The sequence below is a fragment of the Phenylobacterium sp. genome (assembly GCF_046291545.1).
GTDB lineage: Bacteria > Pseudomonadota > Alphaproteobacteria > Caulobacterales > Caulobacteraceae > Phenylobacterium.
In genome coordinates this window covers 1-15,642 of sequence record NZ_JBKBSM010000015.1, presented here as the reverse complement: position 1 = coordinate 15,642, position 15,642 = coordinate 1, and the positions used below count along the sequence as shown (strand labels likewise).

Here is a 15,642-nt window from a genome sequence, read left to right as displayed (position 1 = left end):
TCCGGGGCCTTGATGCGGCGCCTGGCGTCAGGCGCTTAGTCTTCGCCGAAGGTCGGCTGGACCGGACCGGAGTCCTTGCCCTTCTCGGCCGGGTCGCGGTCGACGAACTCGATCACGGCCATCGGCGCGTTGTCGCCGTAGCGGAAACCGGCCTTGAGCACGCGGATATAGCCGCCCTTGCGCTCCTTGTAGCGCGGGCCGAGGGTCGCGAAGAGCTTGCCCACCTGCTCCACGTCGCGGACCTGGCTGATCGCCTGACGGCGGGCGTGCAGGTCGCCGCGCTTGGCGAGCGTCACCAGCTTCTCGACGAAGGGACGCAGTTCCTTGGCCTTGGGGAGAGTCGTGACGATCTGCTCGTGCTTGATCAGGCTGGCGGCCATGTTGGCGAACATGGCGGTGCGGTGGGCGGTGGTGCGGCCCAGTTTGCGGTGCGCGTAACCGTGGCGCATGTCTCTTCTCCTGGGCTCACTGCCCTCTGACGCTCCCGACTTTCCGGGACAGGCGTCTACCTGACCAATCCCAGCCTGCTCCCGCCTGGGTCAACACGAAGCGCCGGGAACCTCCACCGCTGTTGCGGCTTCGTCGGTCCCAGACCGCGCTAGCGGCCTGGAGTCGGCGCGCGGGGCCCGTTAGGCGGAAGCGCTTGCGGTTCCGCCGCCCGAACGGGCTCCAACTTCAATATCCAAAATCCGTCAGGCGGATTTTGGGGTATTACATCTGGTCTTCGAACTTCTTGGCCAGCTCTTCGATGTTTTCGGGCGGCCAGTTCGGCACGTCCATGCCAAGGTGCAGGCCCATGCCGGCCAGGACTTCCTTGATCTCGTTCAGCGACTTGCGGCCGAAGTTCGGGGTGCGGAGCATCTCCGCCTCGGTCTTCTGGATCAGGTCGCCGATGTAGACGATGTTGTCGTTCTTCAGGCAATTGGCCGAGCGGACCGACAGCTCCAGCTCGTCGACCTTCTTCAGCAGCGCCGGATTGAACGGCAGCTCCGGCTTGGCCTCGCCCTCGACCTTCTTCTTCGGCTCTTCGAAGGTGATGAAGATCTGCAGCTGGTCTTGCAGGATGCGGGCGGCGTAGGCCACGGCGTCCACCGGGGTGACGGCGCCGTTGGTCTCCACCTCCATGATCAGCTTGTCGTAGTCGAGGCTCTGGCCCTGGCGGGTCGGCTCGACGCGATAAGCCACGCGCTTGACCGGCGAATAGAGCGCGTCCACGGCGATCAGGCCGATCGGGGCGTCTTCCGGACGGTTCATTTCGGCGGGCACATAGCCCTTGCCGTTCTGCACGGTGAACTCCATGCGCACGGTCGCGCCCTCGTCGAGGGTGCACAGCACATGGTCGCCGTTCAGGATCTCGATGTCCGACGGCGTCTCGATCTGGCTGGCGGTCACCGCGCCGGGGCCGGTGGCGCGCAGGGTCATGCGCTTGGGGCCCTCGGAGTGCATGCGCACCGCGAGTTGCTTGATGTTGAGCACGATGTCGACGACGTCTTCACGCACGCCCTCGAGCGACGAGAACTCATGCACCACGCCGTCGATCTGGACGGCGGTCACGGCCGCGCCCTGCAGCGAGGACAGGAGCACGCGGCGCAGGCTGTTGCCCAGCGTCACGCCGAACCCGCGTTCGAGAGGCTCGGCCACCAGGCGCGCCTTGCGGCTCGCATCGGCGCCGGTCTCGATCAGCGGCTTCTCGGGACGGATGAGCTCGTTCCAGTTTCTTTCGATCACGGATGGGGGTCCCTCGAAACGCAGGATCGCCGGACTGCGAAAGGCGGTCCGGCGCGGGGAAGTTCGGGTACTTCGATACTCAGACGCGCCGGCGCTTGGGCGGCCGGCAGCCGTTGTGCGGAATCGGAGTCACGTCGCGGATGGTCGTGATCGTCATGCCGACGGCCTGCAGGGCCCGAAGCGCCGATTCGCGACCCGAGCCGGGCCCGGAGACGCTGACCTCGAGGGTCTTCACACCGTGCTCGGCGGCCTTGCGGCCCGCGTCCTCGGCCGCCATCTGGGCGGCGTACGGGGTCGATTTGCGCGAGCCCTTGAACCCCATCATGCCGGCGGACGACCAGGAGATGGTGTTCCCCTGCGCATCGGTGATGGTGATCATGGTGTTGTTGAACGAGGCGTTCACGTGCGCCACGCCCGAGGTGATGTTCTTGCGCTCGCGACGTTTGACGCGCGCCGGTTCCTTGGCCATCGGCTAAGCTCTCTTACTTCTTCTTGCCGGCGATCGGCTTTGCCGGGCCCTTGCGGGTGCGGGCGTTGGTGTGGGTGCGCTGGCCGCGGACCGGCAGCCCCTTGCGGTGACGCAGGCCGCGATAGCAGGCCAGGTCCATCAGGCGCTTGATGTTGACCGCCGTTTCACGGCGCAGGTCGCCTTCGACCGTATAGTCGCGGTCGATGGTCTCGCGGATCTGCAGCACTTCCGCATCGGTCAGCTGATTGACGCGGCGAGCGTCTTCGATGCCGACCTTTTCGACAATCTCCCGGGCTTTCGCCTGGCCGATGCCGTGGATGTACTGAAGCGCGATGACGACGCGCTTGTTCGTGGGAATGTTGACGCCAGCGATGCGGGCCACGCGGGTAATCTCCTGGTCACGCAGAGAAGCGCGAACGGCGCCCGGCCCCATCCCCCGAAGGTTCCAGGCCGGCACGTCCTTCGCGCCCTTTCGCGGAAGCGCTCCCTTATATGGATGATTGCGCTTCCGTCAATGCCGGAGCGGTAACTTTTCACCGCATCCGAGGGCGATTGGGGCGGACGGCCCGAAGGGACGGACCGCAACCCCGAAGCCCAGGCCGCCGCGCTATCCGCGCGGCGCGTCCAGGGCCTGGTCGATGGCCTGAGCCACCGTGTCGATCGGGCCCATGCCGTCCACTTCCACCAGTTTGGCCTGGTAGTAGGGCAGCAGCGGAGCCGTCTGCTTGTTGTAGGCTTCAAGGCGGACCTTGAAGCTCTCCGGGTTGTCGTCCGCCCGGCCCGATTCGGCGAACCGGCCGGCGATCCGTTCCATCAGGGCCGCGTCGTCCACCTTGAGGCGGACGACCAGGTCGATCTTCGCGCCGCGGCCGGCCAGCATCTTATCCAGCGCCTCGGCCTGGGCCAGGGTGCGCGGGAAGCCGTCGAAGATCGCGCCGCCGGCCGCCTCGGCCTCGGGCAAGCGCTCCTCGATCAAGGCGATGACGATCTCGTCGGACACCAGCTCGCCGCGCTGCATGATTCCCTCGACCTTGAGGCCGAGTTCGGACTTCGAGGCGATCGCCGCACGCAGCATGTCGCCGGTCGAAAGCTGCACCATGCCCCGCTGCTCGACCAGCCGCTTGGCCTGGGTGCCTTTGCCCGCAGCGGGCGGTCCGAAGAGAATCAAATTCATAAGCCAATGCCCCTCCCCGCCGGGCTCTGCGGCCCGGCGACCCGAAATGCTCTTAACGTGCGCGCGCGCCCCGCAGCTTGGACTTCTTGATCAGCCCCTCGTACTGGTGGGCCAACAGGTGCGACTGGATCTGCGTGACCGTGTCCATCGTCACGCTCACCACGATCAGGATCGAGGTGCCGCCCAGGTAGAACGGCGCGTTGTAGAAGCCGATCAGGGCCTCCGGCAGCAGACAGACGGCGGCGATGTAGGCCGCGCCGATCACCGTCAGGCGGGTCAGCACGAAGTCCAGGTACTCGGCCGTGCGCCGCCCGGGCCGGATGCCAGGCAGGAAGCCGCCGTACTTGCGCAGGTTCTCCGCCGTCTCCTCCGGATTGAACACGATCGAGGTGTAGAAGAAGCAGAAGAAGATGATCAGCGCGCCGTAGAACAGCATGAACAGCGGCCGCCCATGCTGCAGCTGGCCCACGACGGTCGGCAGCCATTCGGCCCACGACGGCAGCTCGGCCGTCGCCAGGAAGCCCATCGCGGTCGTCGGAAGCAGCAGCAGCGAAGAGGCGAAGATCGGCGGGATGACGCCCGCGGTGTTGATCTTCAGGGGCAGGAACGAGGTGTCTCCGCCGACCATGCGGTTGCCCTGCTGGCGCTTGGGATACTGCACCAGCAGCCGCCGCTGCGAGCGCTCCATGAACACGATGGCGAAGACGACGGCCACCGCGATCGCGATGATCAGGAACATGGCCGTGGCCGACAGCGAGCCGGTCCGCGTCATGGAGAACATCTGCCAAAGGCCCCGCGGCAGCACCGCCACGATGCCGGCGAAGATCAGCAGCGAGATGCCGTTGCCCACCCCGCGGCTGGTGATCTGTTCACCCAGCCACATCAGGAACAGGGTGCCGCCGGTCAGGGTCACCACGGTCGAGACCATGAAGAACGGGCCTGGGTTCAACACCAGGCCGGGGCTGGCCGCCAGGCCCGAGGCGATGGCGAACGACTGCACCAGGGCCAGGGCCACCGTCAGGTAGCGGGTGTACTGGTTCAGCGTCTTGCGCCCCGCCTCCCCGCCTTCCTTGCGCAGCTTCTCCCACGGCGGATAGACCGTGCCGAGCAGCTGGACGATGATCGAGGCCGAGATGTAGGGCATCACGTTCAGCGAGAAGATCGCCATCCGTTCGACGGCGCCCCCGGAGAACATGTTGAACATGCCCAGGATGCCCTGGGCCTGGCCCTGGAACGCCTGGGCGAAGGCAACAGGGTCGATGCCCGGGATCGGGATGTAGGTCCCGAGCCGGTAGACGATCATGGCGATGATCGTGAAAAGGATACGCTTGTGAAGCTCGGTCGCCTTCTGAAAGGCGCCGAAGTTCATGTTGGCTGCGAGCTGTTCGGCGGCCGAAGCCATTTACATCCCCACGACTGGTGCAGGCGCACACATAGGCGCGATCCTATTCCCCGTCACCCCGGACGCGGCGTAAAGCCCCGTCCGGGCGGACGCGGCCGTTCTCAGGCCTCGACGGCCGCTTCGGGACGGGTGGTGGTGATCTTGCCGCCGGCCTTCTCCACCGCGGCCTTGGCCGAGGCGGACGCCGAATAGACGGTGATCTCGATCTTGGACTTCAACTCGCCCTTGCCCAGCAGGCGCACGCCATCCTTTTCGCGGCGCACGACGCCGGCGGCGATCAGGGCGGCCGCGTCGATGGTCTTCTTGGCGTCCAGCTTGCCGGCGGCGATCGCCTGCTCGATGCGCCACAGATTCACCTCGGCGAACGACTGGGCGCGATGGACGTTGAAGCCGCGCTTGGGCATGCGCATGTGCAGCGGCATCTGGCCGCCCTCGAACCCGGCGATGGCGACGCCCGAGCGGGACTTCTGGCCCTTCACGCCGCGGCCGCCGGTCTTGCCCTTGCCCGAGCCCGGGCCGCGGCCGACGCGCATGCGGCTCTTGGTCGAGCCTTCACGGGGGGTGAGTTCGTTGAGCTTGGTCATGTGACGCCTCTCCTTGGAGATCTGTCGCCGGGCGCTGCGCCCGACTCGGCTTGAATGAAAACGTGCAAGCGGAAGACCGAACGGGGCGGCTCTCGCCGCCCCGCTGAAAAGGCCTTAGCCCTCGACCACTTCCACCATGTGGTGGACCTTGGCGATCATGCCGCGGACCGCGGGGGTGTCCTCCAGGGTCGACACGCGGCCGATCCGGTTGAGACCCAGGCCGACCAGCGTGGCGCGCTGGTCCTTCTTGCGGCGAATGGGGCTCGCCGTCTGACGAACGGTGATCGTGGCCATCGAGCTTATCCTTCAGCGTCCGCGGCGGCGGCCGACACGTTGTCGGCGCGACGGCCGAGCACGTCGCTGACCTTCTTGCCGCGCTTGGCGGCGACCTGGCGGGGCGAAGACTGGGCCTTCAGCGCCTCGAAGGTCGCGCGCACCATGTTGTAGGGGTTGGAGGAGCCGACCGACTTGCCGACGACGTCCTGCACGCCCAGGGTTTCGAGCACCGCGCGCATCGGGCCGCCGGCGATGACGCCGGTGCCGGCCGGCGCCGCACGCACCATCACCTTGCCCGCGCCCCAACGGCCGGCGCCGTCGTGGTGCAGGGTGCGGCTCTCGCGCAGCGGCACGCGGATCATCGACTTCTTGGCTTCCTCGGTCGCCTTGCGGATGGCTTCCGGCACTTCGCGCGCCTTGCCGTGACCGAAGCCCACGCGTCCCTTCTGGTCGCCGACCACCATCAGGGCGGCGAAGGAGAACCGGCGGCCGCCCTTCACGGTGGCCGCGACGCGGTTGATGTGGACGAGCTTTTCGACGATTTCGCTGTCGCGCTCTTCTTCGCGCTGCCGGCGATCGCCCCGTTCTTCGTTCCTGCGAGCCATCGTCTGTTCCTTAGAAGTTCAGGCCGGCTTCGCGCGCGGCGTCGGCCAGGGCCTTGACCCGGCCATGATACAGATAGCTGCCGCGGTCGAAGACGACGTCCTTGACGCCCTTCTCGATCGCACGCTGCGCCACCAGGGCGCCGACGCGGGCGGCGGCGTCCTTGTCCGAACCCTTGCCCGGCTTGTCGCCTTCCAGCGAGGAGGCGGCGGCCAGGGTCACGCCACGTTCATCGTCGATGACTTGGGCGTAGATGTTCTTGGACGAGCGGAACACCGACAGGCGCGGGCGTCCGTTGGCCAGCTTGCGCAGGCGGATGCGGGTACGCTCGGCGCGCTTCTTGATGGATTCACGTTGGGAGAGCGCCATGGCCTACTTCTTCTTGCCTTCCTTGCGGCGGACCTTCTCACCGGCGTAGCGCACGCCCTTGCCCTTGTAGGGCTCGGGCGGGCGGATCCGGCGGATGCGCGCGGCGGTCTCGCCGACGAGCTGCTTGTCGATCCCGCTGATCTTGACTTCGGTCTGCTTGGGCGTGGCGAAGGTCACGCCGGCCGGAGCCGGAATGTCCACGTCGTGGCTGAAGCCGAGCTGCATGGAGAGCATGTTGCCCTTCATCGCGGCGCGATAGCCCACGCCCACCAGCTCGAGCGTCTCCTCATAGCCCTGGGTCACGCCCACGACCATGTTGTTCACCAGGGTGCGGGTGAGCCCCCACATGGCCTGGGCGCGCGGGGTGTCCACACGCTTGGCCACGATCAGCTCGCCGCCTTCCTGGCGGACTTCGATCTCGTCCGCCACCGTCCACGACAGTTCGCCCTTGGGGCCCTTCACCGTCACGGCCTGGCCGCTGATGGTGACCTGGACGCCGGCCGGCGTCGGCACGGCCTTCTTTCCGATCCGCGACATCTTAGTAGACCCGGCAGAGCACTTCGCCGCCGACGTTCGCTTCGCGGGCGGCGGAGTCCGACATGACGCCCTTGGGCGTCGACAGGATCGAGATCCCAAGGCCGTTCTTCACCGGCTTCAGGTCCTTGATCGACGAATAGACGCGGCGGCCGGGCTTCGAGACACGGCTGATCTCGGCGATGACCGGCTGGCCGTCGAAATACTTCAGCTCGATCTCGAACTCCGGGAACGCGCCCGGCTTCTGGACCAGCTGATAGCTGCGGATGTAGCCCTCGTCGGCCAGCACGTCGAGCACCCGCGCACGCATCTTCGAAGCGGGCGTGGTGACCTTGTTGCGGCCGCGGGTGGCGGCGTTCTTGATGCGGGCGATCATGTCGCCGATGGGGTCGTTGACCATGGGATCCCCCTTACCAGCTCGACTTGACGAGGCCGGGGATCAGCCCCAGCGAGCCGAGCTCGCGCAGGGAGACCCGGCTCATCTTGAGTTTGCGGTAGTAGGCGCGCGGACGGCCCGTGACCTCGCAGCGGTTGCGGATGCGGGTCTTGGACGAATTCCGCGGCAGCTCGGCGAGCTTCAGGCGGGCTTCGAAACGGTCCTCGAGCGGCAGGGTCTCGTCGTTGGCGATCGCCTTCAGCGCTTCGCGCTTGGTGGCGTATTGCTTGACGAGCTTCTTGACCATCTCGTTGCGGTTGACGGCGCTCTTCTTGGCCATAGCGTTCTTTCCTTCCCGTCCCTTAAGCGTTGAACGGGAACTGGAATTCACGAAGCAGCTGACGTGCTTCCTCGTCGGTCTTCGCCGTCGTCGCGACGACGATGTCCATGCCCCACATCTGATCGATCTGATCGTAGTTGATCTCGGGGAACACGATGTGCTCCTTCAAGCCCATGGCGTAATTGCCCCGGCCGTCGAAGGAGGTCGGCTTCAGGCCGCGGAAGTCCTTCACCCGCGGCAGGGCGATCGTGACCAGCCGGTCGAGGAACTCGTACATCCGGTCCTTGCGCAAGGTGACCTTGGCGCCGATCACCATGCCTTCGCGCAGCTTGAAGCCGGCGATGGACTGGCGGGCCTTCGTCGGAACGGGCTTCTGGCCGGCGATCGCGGTAAGGTCGGCCATCGCGGCCTGGACCTTCTTGGAGTCCGCAGTCGCCTCGCCGATCCCCATGTTCAGGACGATCTTGTCCAGCTTGGGGATCTGCATCTCGTTCGTATAGCCGAACTTTTCCTTCATCGCCGCGCGGATGCGCTGGCGATACTCGGTCTTCAGCCGCGGTTCGTAAGCTTGCTCAGCCATTGATCACCTCGCCGGTCGTCTTGGCGACGCGGACCTTCTTGTCGCCTTCGACCCGGAAGCCGACGCGGGTCGGCTTACCGTTGGAGTCGACGATCGCCACGTTCGACACGTGGATCGGCGCTTCCTTGTTCTTGATGCCGCCCTGCGGATCGAGCTGGGTCGGGCGGGTGTGGCGCTGAACCATGTTCAGGCCCTGGACCACCACGCGGCTCTCCTTGGGCATGACCTTCAGGACCTGGCCTTCGCGGCCCTTGTCCTTGCCGGTGAGGACTACGACGCGGTCCCCCTTCTTGATCTTCGCGGCCATCACAGCACCTCGGGCGCGAGCGAAATGATCTTCATGTGGTTCTTGGCGCGCAGTTCGCGGGGAACCGGGCCGAAGATCCGCGTGCCGATCGGCTCGCTTTGCTTGTTCACGATCACCGCTGCGTTCTTGTCGAAGCGGATGACCGAACCATCCTTGCGCTTGATCGCCGAGGACGTGCGCACGACGATCGCCTGCAGCACGTCGCCCTTCTTCACGCGGCCGCGAGGAATAGCTTCCTTCACGGACACGACGATCTTGTCGCCGACGCCGGCGTAGCGACGCTTCGCCCCGCCGAGCACCTTGATGCACATGACCCGGCGCGCGCCGGAGTTGTCGGCGACGTCCAGGTTAGTTTGCATCTGGATCATGGTCCGACCCCTTACGCTTGCTGGGCGGCCGCCTTAGGCAGCACTTCCCAGGTCTTGAGCTTCGATTTCGGCGCGCACTCGATGATCCGGGCGATCTCGCCAGCCTTGTAGGCGTTGGCCTCATCGTGGGCGTGGTACTTCTTCGACCGGCGGACGGTCTTCTTCAGCACCGGGTGCAGGAAGGTCCGCTCGACCTTCACCACCACGGTCTTGTCGCCCTTGTCGGAGACGACAACGCCTTCGAGAATTCGTTTCGGCATGCTGCCCGTCTCCTTAAGCCACGGCCTGCTTGGCGCGCAGCACGGTCTTGATCCGCGCGATGTCCTTGCGGATCTCGTTCACGCGGTGGGTCTTCTCGACCTGGCCCGTCGCCGCCTGGAAGCGCAGGTTAAACTGCTCCTTCTTCAGGTTCAGCAGGGTCTCGGCCAGCTGGTCGGGGGTCAGGCCCCGGACTTCGTCGATCTTCATCACGCGTGCTCCTGAGCGGCGTCGATGCGGGTCACGATGCGGGTCTTGACCGGCAGCTTGGCGGCGCCGAGGCGCAGGGCCTCACGGGCCACCTCGTCCGGAACGCCGTCGATCTCGAACATGATCCGGCCGGGATGGACGCGGGCGGCCCAGTACTCGACCGAGCCCTTGCCCTTACCCATACGCACTTCGGCCGGCTTGTCCGTCACCGGCACGTCCGGGAAGATGCGGATCCACACCCTGCCCTGACGCTTCATCTGGCGGGTGATCGCCCGGCGGGCCGCTTCGATCTGACGGGCGGTGACGCGCTCGGGCTCAACCGACTTCAGGCCATAGGAGCCGAAGTTCAGGGTGAAGCCGCCCTTGGCGACGCCGTGGATCCGGCCCTTGAACTGCTTGCGGTACTTGGTTTTCTTCGGAGAAAGCATGACCTAATCCTCAGGCTCCGGCCTGCTCGCGGCGCTCGCGGCGCGGGCCGCGGTCCGGACGATCGCCGCGGTCGCGACCGCCGCCCTCACCGGCCGGGCCGGATTCGGACGCCAGACGCTTGTCGAGCGCCATCGGGTCGTGCTCCAGGACCTCGCCCTTGAAGACCCAGACCTTCACGCCGATGATGCCGTAGGTGGTCCGCGCTTCGGTGAAGCCGTAGTCGATGTCGGCGCGCAGGGTGTGCAGCGGCACGCGGCCTTCGCGGTACCACTCCATGCGGGCGATTTCGGCGCCGCCCAGGCGGCCCGACACGTTGATCCGAACGCCCTTGGCGCCCAGACGCATCGCCGACTGCATCGCGCGCTTCATGGCGCGGCGGAAAGCCACGCGGCGCTCGAGCTGCTGGGCGATGTTCTCGGCGATCAGCTGCGCGTCGGTCTCCGGCTTGCGGATCTCGACGATGTTCAGGTGAACGTCGCCCTCGGTCATCGCCGAGAGGTCCTTGCGCAGCTTCTCGATGTCGGCGCCCTTCTTGCCGATGATCACGCCAGGGCGCGCGGCATAGATGGTCACCCGGCACTTCTTGTGCGGACGCTCGATGATGATGCGCGAGACGCCGGCCTGGGCCAGGCGCTTCTTCAGCTCGCGGCGGACCTTGATGTCCTCGTGCAGCAGCCGGCCGTAGTCGCCTTTGCCGGCGAACCAGCGGCTGTCCCACGTGCGGTTGATGCCGAGACGAAGCCCGACCGGATTGACTTTCTGACCCATCAGGCGGCCTCACCCAATTCGCGGACCACGATCGTGATCTCGGAGAACGGCTTTTCGATGCGCGACGCGCGGCCCCGCGCACGGGCGGCGAAGCGCTTCATCACCAGGTTCTTGCCCACGAAGGCCTCGGCGACGACCAGGCTGTCGATGTCGAGGTTGTGGTTGTTCTCGGCGTTGGAGATGGCCGAGTAGAGCGCCTTGCGGACGTCCTTGGCGATGCGCTTGTGGCTGAATTCCAGCTCGTTCAGCGCCCGCTGGACCTTCAGGCCGCGGATCGACTGGGCGACCAGGTTCAGCTTGCGCGGGCTGGTGCGCAGGGTGCGCACTTTGGCCATCGCCTCGACGCCCGACAGGCGGCGCTGTTTGGCTTGCTTGGACATGGCCTACTTCCTCTTGGCCTTCTTGTCCGCCGCGTGGCCCGGGAAATACCGGGTGGGGGCGAACTCGCCGAGCTTCATGCCGACCATGTCTTCGCTGATCAGCACCGGCACGTGCTTTTGGCCGTTGTGCACGCCGAACGTCAGGCCGACGAACGACGGCATGATGGTGGAGCGGCGCGACCAGGTCTTGATCACGTCCTTGCGGCCGGACGACTGGGCGGCGTCGGCCTTCTTGAGCAGGTATCCGTCGACGAACGGACCTTTCCAGACGGAGCGGGTCATGCCTTAGCGAGCCTTCCGAGCGTGACGCGAGCGGATGATGAACTTGTCCGTCGCCTTGTTGGTGCGGGTCTTGCGGCCCTTCGTCGGCTTGCCCCACGGGGTGACCGGGTGGCGGCCGCCGGAGGTGCGGCCTTCACCGCCGCCGTGCGGGTGGTCGATCGGGTTCATGGCGACGCCGCGGACGTGCGGGCGACGGCCCTTGTGGCGGGCGCGGCCGGCCTTGCCGAGGACCTCGTTCATGTGGTCCTGGTTGGACACGGCGCCGACGGTGGCCATGCAGCCGTCCTGCACCATGCGCAGCTCGCCCGAGTTCAGGCGGATCTGCGCATAGCCCGCGTCGCGGCCGACCAGCTGGGCGTAGGCCCCGGCGGAGCGGGCGATCTGGCCGCCCTTCATGGGCTTCAGCTCGACGTTGTGAATGATCGTGCCGATGGGCATGCCGCGCAGCGGCATGGCGTTGCCGGGCTTCACGTCGGCCTTCTCGGCGGCGATCACCACGTCCCCGGCCTTCAGGCGCTGCGGCGCCAGGATGTAGGCCAGTTCGCCGTCGTCGTACTTGATCAGCGCGATGAAGGCGGTGCGGTTCGGGTCGTATTCCAGGCGCTGGACCGTCGCCGGCACGTCGAACTTGCGCCGCTTGAAGTCGACGATGCGGTACAGCCGCTTGGCGCCGCCGCCACGGAAGCGCACGGCCACCCGGCCGCCGCCGCCACGCCCGCCCGACTTGGTCAGGCCCTCGACGAGCTTCTTCTCGGGCTTGCCCTTGTGCAGCTCGGACTTGTCGACCAGCACCAGGCCGCGGCGGCCCGGCGAGGTCGGATTGAATTGCTTCAAGGCCATCGGATCAGAGCCCCGTGGTGATGTCGATCGACTGGCCCTCGGCCAGGGTCACGACAGCTTTCTTGACGTCCGAGCGACGGCCCAGACGGCCGCGGAAGCGCTTGGTCTTGCCCTTGGTCACCAGGGTGTTGACCTTGGTGACGTTGACCTTGAACAGCGCCTCGACGGCGGCGGCGATTTCGTCCTTCGACGCGTCCTGGGCGACGCGGAAGACCACCTTGTTCTGCTCCGAAAGCAGGGTGGCCTTTTCCGTGATCACCGGCGACAGGATCGTGTCGTAGTGGCGGGCGGTCGGCTCGGCCATCACGCAGCTTCCTTCTCAGCGAAACGCGCCGAGATCGCCTCGACCGCGTCCTTGGTCAGGACGAGGGTGCGGCGGCGCAGCACGTCGTAGACGTTCAGGCCGGCGTTCGGCAGCACGTCGACGTTCGGGATGTTCCGGGCGGCCTTGCCGAAGGCTTCGTCGACCTGGGCGCCGGCGATCACCAGCGCGTTGGTCACGCCGATCTTCTCCAGGTTCGCCCGCAGGGCGGCGGTCTTCGCCTCGGCGACGACGGCCTGGTCCAGCACGATCAGGGCGCCGGATTTGGCCTTGGACGACAGGGCGTGCTTCAGCGCCAGCGCCCGGACCTTCTTGGGAAGGTCAAAGGCGTGGCTGCGCACCACGGGCCCGTGGGCCTTGGCGCCGCCGACGAACTGGGCCGCCCGGCGCGAGCCGTGGCGGGCGCCGCCGGTGCCCTTCTGCTTGTACATCTTCTTGCCGGTCCGCGAGACTTCGTTGCGGACCTGGATCTTGTGCGTGCCGGCCCGGCGCTTGGCGAGCTGCCAGGTGACCACGCGCTGCAGGATGTCGCCGCGGATCTCTTCGATGCCGAACACGGCGTCCGGCAGCTCGATCGAGCCGCCCTTGCCGCCGTCAAGCTTGATGACGTCGAGTTTCATTAGGCTTCACCCTCGCCTTCGGCCGCGGCCGGAGCTTCCTCGGCGGGCGTTTCGGCCGCGGCGGCCGGCTGAGCGCCAGCCTTGCGGAAAGCGCCCGGCTTCGGCGCGTCGGCCGGCGGAGCGACCTTCACGGCGTCGCGGATCTTCACATAGGAACCCTCGGTCCCGGGGACCGAACCCTTCACCAGGATCAGGCCGCGCTCGGCGTCGACGCGCCAGATCGTGACGTTGAGGGTGGTGACGGTCTCCTGACCCAGGTGACCGGCCATCTTCTTGTTCTTGAAGGTCTTGCCGGGGTCCTGGCGGTTGCCGGTCGAACCGTGCGAACGGTGCGACACCGACACGCCGTGCGTGGCGCGCAGACCGCCGAAGTTCCAGCGCTTCATGGCGCCGGCGAAGCCCTTGCCGACCGTCGTGCCCGTCACGTCGACCTTCTGGCCGGCGACGAAGTGGTCGGCCGTGAATTCGGCGCCCACGTCGATCAGGTTGTCTTCGCTCACCCGGAACTCGGCCACGGTGCGCTTGGGCTCGACTTCGCCCTTGGCGAAGTGGCCGCGCATGGCCTTGGAGGTGTTCTTGGCCTTCTTGGCGCCGGCTCCGAGCTGGAGGGCGACGTAGCCGTCCTTGTCCTTCGTGCGGTGAGCCACGACCTGGCAGCCGTCCAGGCTCAGCACGGTCACGGGCACGTGGACGCCGGCTTCGTCGAAGAAGCGCGCCATGCCCAGCTTTTTGGCGATCACGCCGGTACGCATCGGACCGATCCCCTTAGAGCTTGATCTCGACGTCCACGCCGGCGGACAGGTCGAGCTTCATCAGCGCGTCCACGGTCTGCGGGGTGGGGTCGACGATATCGAGCACGCGCTTGTGCGTGCGGATTTCGAACTGCTCGCGCGACTTCTTGTCGATGTGCGGCGAACGGTTGACGGTGAATTTTTCAATGCGGGTCGGCAGGGGGATGGGCCCCCGGACGGTCGCGCCGGTGCGCTTGGCCGTGTTGACGATCTCGCGAGTGGAATGGTCCAGCACGCGATGATCGAAGGCCTTGAGCCGGATGCGGATGTTCTGACGATCCATATCGCTCTTTTGTTTCCCTACAGACGGCGGTCCGCCCGCGTGATCTTGACCATTTCAAAGACCAACCCGCCGCCCCTTGAGAGGCGCCGTACGCGTAAGTCCGCACAAACGATTCAGGCCCGCGCGAAAACCCGCGAGGGCCCGTTCCCGAAACGCTGAATTAGCACTGTCTCAGGTCGCTCTTGCGGACCGCGTCTGCTTTGAAGGTCGCCCTTCGCCGCACAGCCGGTCCAACAGGAGGCGCGTCAATAGCCCGGCGACTCGCCCTCGTCAAGCCGCTCCAGCAAAGAGGCGCCTAGCCGATGGTCACCGCGCCGGAGCCAAGCACCGCCTTGGTCACCTCGCCCGTGACGGACTTGACCCGCACGTCGCCCGAGCCGGCGATGCGCGCCTTCAGGCTGCCGGCCTGGCCCTTGAACTCCACGTCGCCGGAGCCGGCGACGGACGCCGCCATGGTCTCGGCCCGTCCGGCTCCGATCCGCACGTCGCCGGACCCTGCGATGCGCACGTCGAGCGGCCCGGAGACCTCCCCGAGATTGACGTCCCCCGAGCCGGCCACCCGCAGCACCGCCTCCCCGGCCGCGCCGATCCGCGCGTCCCCGGAGCCGGCCTGGCTGTAGGTCAGCTTTCCCGCCACGTTTGCCACCTTCCAGTCGCCGCAGCCGGCGTTCGACAGCTTCAGGCTGGCGCTGCGGCCGACCGAGCCGAACACCGCCCCGCCCGCCTCGACCACGGCGTTCATCGGCGTACGGATTACGACCTGGGGCATGTCCGCCCAGTCCACGCGGCCGACGCCGGCGACGTTGGCCGACGCCCGCTCGCCCGAGCCGTTGCAGGAGCGGATCTTTCGGTCGAGATCGCCGTCCACGATCGTGCGCTCGCCCATGGTCCGCACCTCGATCGGCAAGCTGGCGTTGCGGCTGATGATCTCGACCCTGACGTCGTCGCGCGCCTCGGGAACCACCACCACCCGCGCGACCGCGTCCCGAATCTCCACCGAAGCGGCGTTGGCCGCGGTGGCGACGAGCGACAGCCCGGCGGCGGCGGCGAAAGTCAGAAGACGCATGCGTCCAGTCCCCTCTTCAAGTTCGAGGGAACGCTAGCGCCGCCGGCCTGGCGGATCAGCTTAATTCGAGGTCATGACGTAGCCGTCATCTGGCGGCCTGCGCCTTCGACGCAAAAGGGCCGCCGGGGGTTTCCCGGCGGCCCTTGAGGTGCTTCGCCTGTGGGCGGAGGTCGATTACTCGACGATCTTGGCCACGACGCCGGCGCCGACCGTACGGCCGCCTTCGCGGATGGCGAAGCGCAGGCCCTGGTCCATGGCGATCGGGGTGATCAGTTCGACGTCC

At 66.9% G+C, this 15,642-nt stretch carries 29 protein-coding genes; all 29 read right to left on the bottom strand.

Annotated features, from left to right (window positions below; all coding sequences use genetic code 11):
• Positions 1 to 35 precede the first annotated feature (35 nt).
• On the bottom strand, positions 36 to 449 hold the full coding sequence (gene rplQ / locus ACK4YQ_RS18260; protein ID WP_409613369.1) for a 50S ribosomal protein L17: 414 nt from the start codon (positions 447 to 449) through the stop codon (positions 36 to 38).
• A 262-nt stretch (positions 450 to 711) separates the two neighbouring features.
• The gene (locus ACK4YQ_RS18255) at positions 712 to 1,728 is read right to left on the bottom strand and encodes a DNA-directed RNA polymerase subunit alpha (RefSeq protein WP_409613367.1); all 1,017 of its coding nucleotides are present in this window, start codon (positions 1,726 to 1,728) and stop codon (positions 712 to 714) included.
• 79 nt (positions 1,729 to 1,807) lie between these two features.
• The gene (rpsK, locus tag ACK4YQ_RS18250; RefSeq protein WP_374571027.1) at positions 1,808 to 2,197 is read right to left on the bottom strand and encodes a 30S ribosomal protein S11; all 390 of its coding nucleotides are present in this window, start codon (positions 2,195 to 2,197) and stop codon (positions 1,808 to 1,810) included.
• A 13-nt stretch (positions 2,198 to 2,210) separates the two neighbouring features.
• A complete protein-coding gene (gene rpsM, locus ACK4YQ_RS18245) occupies positions 2,211 to 2,579 on the bottom strand; it encodes a 30S ribosomal protein S13 (protein ID WP_409613409.1) in 369 nt (122 codons plus the stop codon).
• 225 nt (positions 2,580 to 2,804) lie between these two features.
• Complete coding sequence (locus ACK4YQ_RS18240; protein ID WP_409613366.1) at positions 2,805 to 3,371, bottom strand: adenylate kinase; 567 nt, start codon at positions 3,369 to 3,371, stop codon at positions 2,805 to 2,807.
• 52 nt (positions 3,372 to 3,423) lie between these two features.
• Entirely contained in the window at positions 3,424 to 4,773 is a 1,350-nt protein-coding gene (gene secY, locus ACK4YQ_RS18235) for a preprotein translocase subunit SecY (protein ID WP_409613364.1), read from the bottom strand.
• A 101-nt stretch (positions 4,774 to 4,874) separates the two neighbouring features.
• The gene (gene rplO, locus ACK4YQ_RS18230; RefSeq protein ID WP_409613362.1) at positions 4,875 to 5,357 is read right to left on the bottom strand and encodes a 50S ribosomal protein L15; all 483 of its coding nucleotides are present in this window, start codon (positions 5,355 to 5,357) and stop codon (positions 4,875 to 4,877) included.
• Positions 5,358 to 5,471: 114 nt separating this feature from the next.
• Positions 5,472 to 5,651, bottom strand: coding sequence for a 50S ribosomal protein L30 (rpmD, locus tag ACK4YQ_RS18225; RefSeq protein ID WP_409613361.1), 180 nt, complete (start codon positions 5,649 to 5,651; stop codon positions 5,472 to 5,474).
• 5 nt (positions 5,652 to 5,656) lie between these two features.
• On the bottom strand, positions 5,657 to 6,238 hold the full coding sequence (rpsE, locus tag ACK4YQ_RS18220) for a 30S ribosomal protein S5 (protein ID WP_409613359.1): 582 nt from the start codon (positions 6,236 to 6,238) through the stop codon (positions 5,657 to 5,659).
• A 10-nt stretch (positions 6,239 to 6,248) separates the two neighbouring features.
• Positions 6,249 to 6,605: a 50S ribosomal protein L18 gene (gene rplR, locus ACK4YQ_RS18215; protein WP_409613357.1), complete on the bottom strand. Its 357-nt coding sequence runs from the start codon at positions 6,603 to 6,605 to the stop codon at positions 6,249 to 6,251.
• Positions 6,606 to 6,608: 3 nt separating this feature from the next.
• Complete coding sequence (gene rplF / locus ACK4YQ_RS18210) at positions 6,609 to 7,142, bottom strand: 50S ribosomal protein L6 (RefSeq protein ID WP_409613356.1); 534 nt, start codon at positions 7,140 to 7,142, stop codon at positions 6,609 to 6,611.
• A gap of 1 nt (position 7,143) precedes the next feature.
• Complete coding sequence (gene rpsH / locus ACK4YQ_RS18205; RefSeq protein WP_409613354.1) at positions 7,144 to 7,539, bottom strand: 30S ribosomal protein S8; 396 nt, start codon at positions 7,537 to 7,539, stop codon at positions 7,144 to 7,146.
• 10 nt (positions 7,540 to 7,549) lie between these two features.
• Positions 7,550 to 7,855: a 30S ribosomal protein S14 gene (gene rpsN, locus ACK4YQ_RS18200; protein ID WP_409613353.1), complete on the bottom strand. Its 306-nt coding sequence runs from the start codon at positions 7,853 to 7,855 to the stop codon at positions 7,550 to 7,552.
• A gap of 22 nt (positions 7,856 to 7,877) precedes the next feature.
• A complete protein-coding gene (gene rplE, locus ACK4YQ_RS18195) occupies positions 7,878 to 8,435 on the bottom strand; it encodes a 50S ribosomal protein L5 (protein WP_409613351.1) in 558 nt (185 codons plus the stop codon).
• Positions 8,428 to 8,742: a 50S ribosomal protein L24 gene (rplX, locus tag ACK4YQ_RS18190; protein WP_409613349.1), complete on the bottom strand. Its 315-nt coding sequence runs from the start codon at positions 8,740 to 8,742 to the stop codon at positions 8,428 to 8,430. The genes rplE and rplX overlap by 8 nt, the downstream gene beginning before the upstream one ends.
• Positions 8,742 to 9,110 (bottom strand): 50S ribosomal protein L14, encoded by a 369-nt coding sequence (rplN, locus tag ACK4YQ_RS18185; RefSeq protein ID WP_293353406.1) that lies wholly within the window; start codon positions 9,108 to 9,110, stop codon positions 8,742 to 8,744. Before rplN ends, rplX begins: the two co-directional genes overlap by 1 nt.
• Positions 9,111 to 9,121: 11 nt before the next feature.
• Positions 9,122 to 9,370: a 30S ribosomal protein S17 gene (gene rpsQ / locus ACK4YQ_RS18180; RefSeq protein ID WP_409613347.1), complete on the bottom strand. Its 249-nt coding sequence runs from the start codon at positions 9,368 to 9,370 to the stop codon at positions 9,122 to 9,124.
• 13 nt (positions 9,371 to 9,383) lie between these two features.
• The gene (rpmC, locus tag ACK4YQ_RS18175) at positions 9,384 to 9,578 is read right to left on the bottom strand and encodes a 50S ribosomal protein L29 (RefSeq protein WP_409613345.1); all 195 of its coding nucleotides are present in this window, start codon (positions 9,576 to 9,578) and stop codon (positions 9,384 to 9,386) included.
• The gene (rplP, locus tag ACK4YQ_RS18170; RefSeq protein ID WP_409613342.1) at positions 9,578 to 10,006 is read right to left on the bottom strand and encodes a 50S ribosomal protein L16; all 429 of its coding nucleotides are present in this window, start codon (positions 10,004 to 10,006) and stop codon (positions 9,578 to 9,580) included. The genes rpmC and rplP overlap by 1 nt, the downstream gene beginning before the upstream one ends.
• Positions 10,007 to 10,016: 10 nt before the next feature.
• Positions 10,017 to 10,775 carry a 30S ribosomal protein S3 gene (rpsC, locus tag ACK4YQ_RS18165; RefSeq protein WP_409613340.1) on the bottom strand — a complete coding sequence of 253 codons (759 nt, stop codon included), beginning with the start codon at positions 10,773 to 10,775 and terminating at the stop codon, positions 10,017 to 10,019.
• Positions 10,775 to 11,155: a 50S ribosomal protein L22 gene (rplV, locus tag ACK4YQ_RS18160; RefSeq protein ID WP_409613338.1), complete on the bottom strand. Its 381-nt coding sequence runs from the start codon at positions 11,153 to 11,155 to the stop codon at positions 10,775 to 10,777. The genes rpsC and rplV overlap by 1 nt, the downstream gene beginning before the upstream one ends.
• Before the next feature lie 3 nt (positions 11,156 to 11,158).
• On the bottom strand, positions 11,159 to 11,437 hold the full coding sequence (rpsS, locus tag ACK4YQ_RS18155; RefSeq protein ID WP_409613337.1) for a 30S ribosomal protein S19: 279 nt from the start codon (positions 11,435 to 11,437) through the stop codon (positions 11,159 to 11,161).
• A 3-nt stretch (positions 11,438 to 11,440) separates the two neighbouring features.
• Positions 11,441 to 12,277 carry a 50S ribosomal protein L2 gene (gene rplB / locus ACK4YQ_RS18150; protein ID WP_409613335.1) on the bottom strand — a complete coding sequence of 279 codons (837 nt, stop codon included), beginning with the start codon at positions 12,275 to 12,277 and terminating at the stop codon, positions 11,441 to 11,443.
• Positions 12,278 to 12,281: 4 nt separating this feature from the next.
• A complete protein-coding gene (locus ACK4YQ_RS18145; protein WP_409613333.1) occupies positions 12,282 to 12,581 on the bottom strand; it encodes a 50S ribosomal protein L23 in 300 nt (99 codons plus the stop codon).
• Entirely contained in the window at positions 12,581 to 13,219 is a 639-nt protein-coding gene (gene rplD, locus ACK4YQ_RS18140) for a 50S ribosomal protein L4 (RefSeq protein ID WP_409613331.1), read from the bottom strand. The genes ACK4YQ_RS18145 and rplD overlap by 1 nt, the downstream gene beginning before the upstream one ends.
• On the bottom strand, positions 13,219 to 13,971 hold the full coding sequence (gene rplC / locus ACK4YQ_RS18135; RefSeq protein ID WP_409613329.1) for a 50S ribosomal protein L3: 753 nt from the start codon (positions 13,969 to 13,971) through the stop codon (positions 13,219 to 13,221). The genes rplD and rplC overlap by 1 nt, the downstream gene beginning before the upstream one ends.
• A gap of 13 nt (positions 13,972 to 13,984) precedes the next feature.
• Positions 13,985 to 14,293, bottom strand: a complete 309-nt coding sequence (rpsJ, locus tag ACK4YQ_RS18130) for a 30S ribosomal protein S10 (protein WP_012521787.1) — start codon at positions 14,291 to 14,293, stop codon at positions 13,985 to 13,987.
• A 295-nt stretch (positions 14,294 to 14,588) separates the two neighbouring features.
• The gene (locus ACK4YQ_RS18125) at positions 14,589 to 15,359 is read right to left on the bottom strand and encodes a GIN domain-containing protein (protein ID WP_409613327.1); all 771 of its coding nucleotides are present in this window, start codon (positions 15,357 to 15,359) and stop codon (positions 14,589 to 14,591) included.
• 174 nt (positions 15,360 to 15,533) lie between these two features.
• Positions 15,534 to 15,642: hypothetical protein (locus ACK4YQ_RS18120; RefSeq protein ID WP_409613408.1), on the bottom strand; the 109-nt coding region annotated here is incomplete at its 5' end.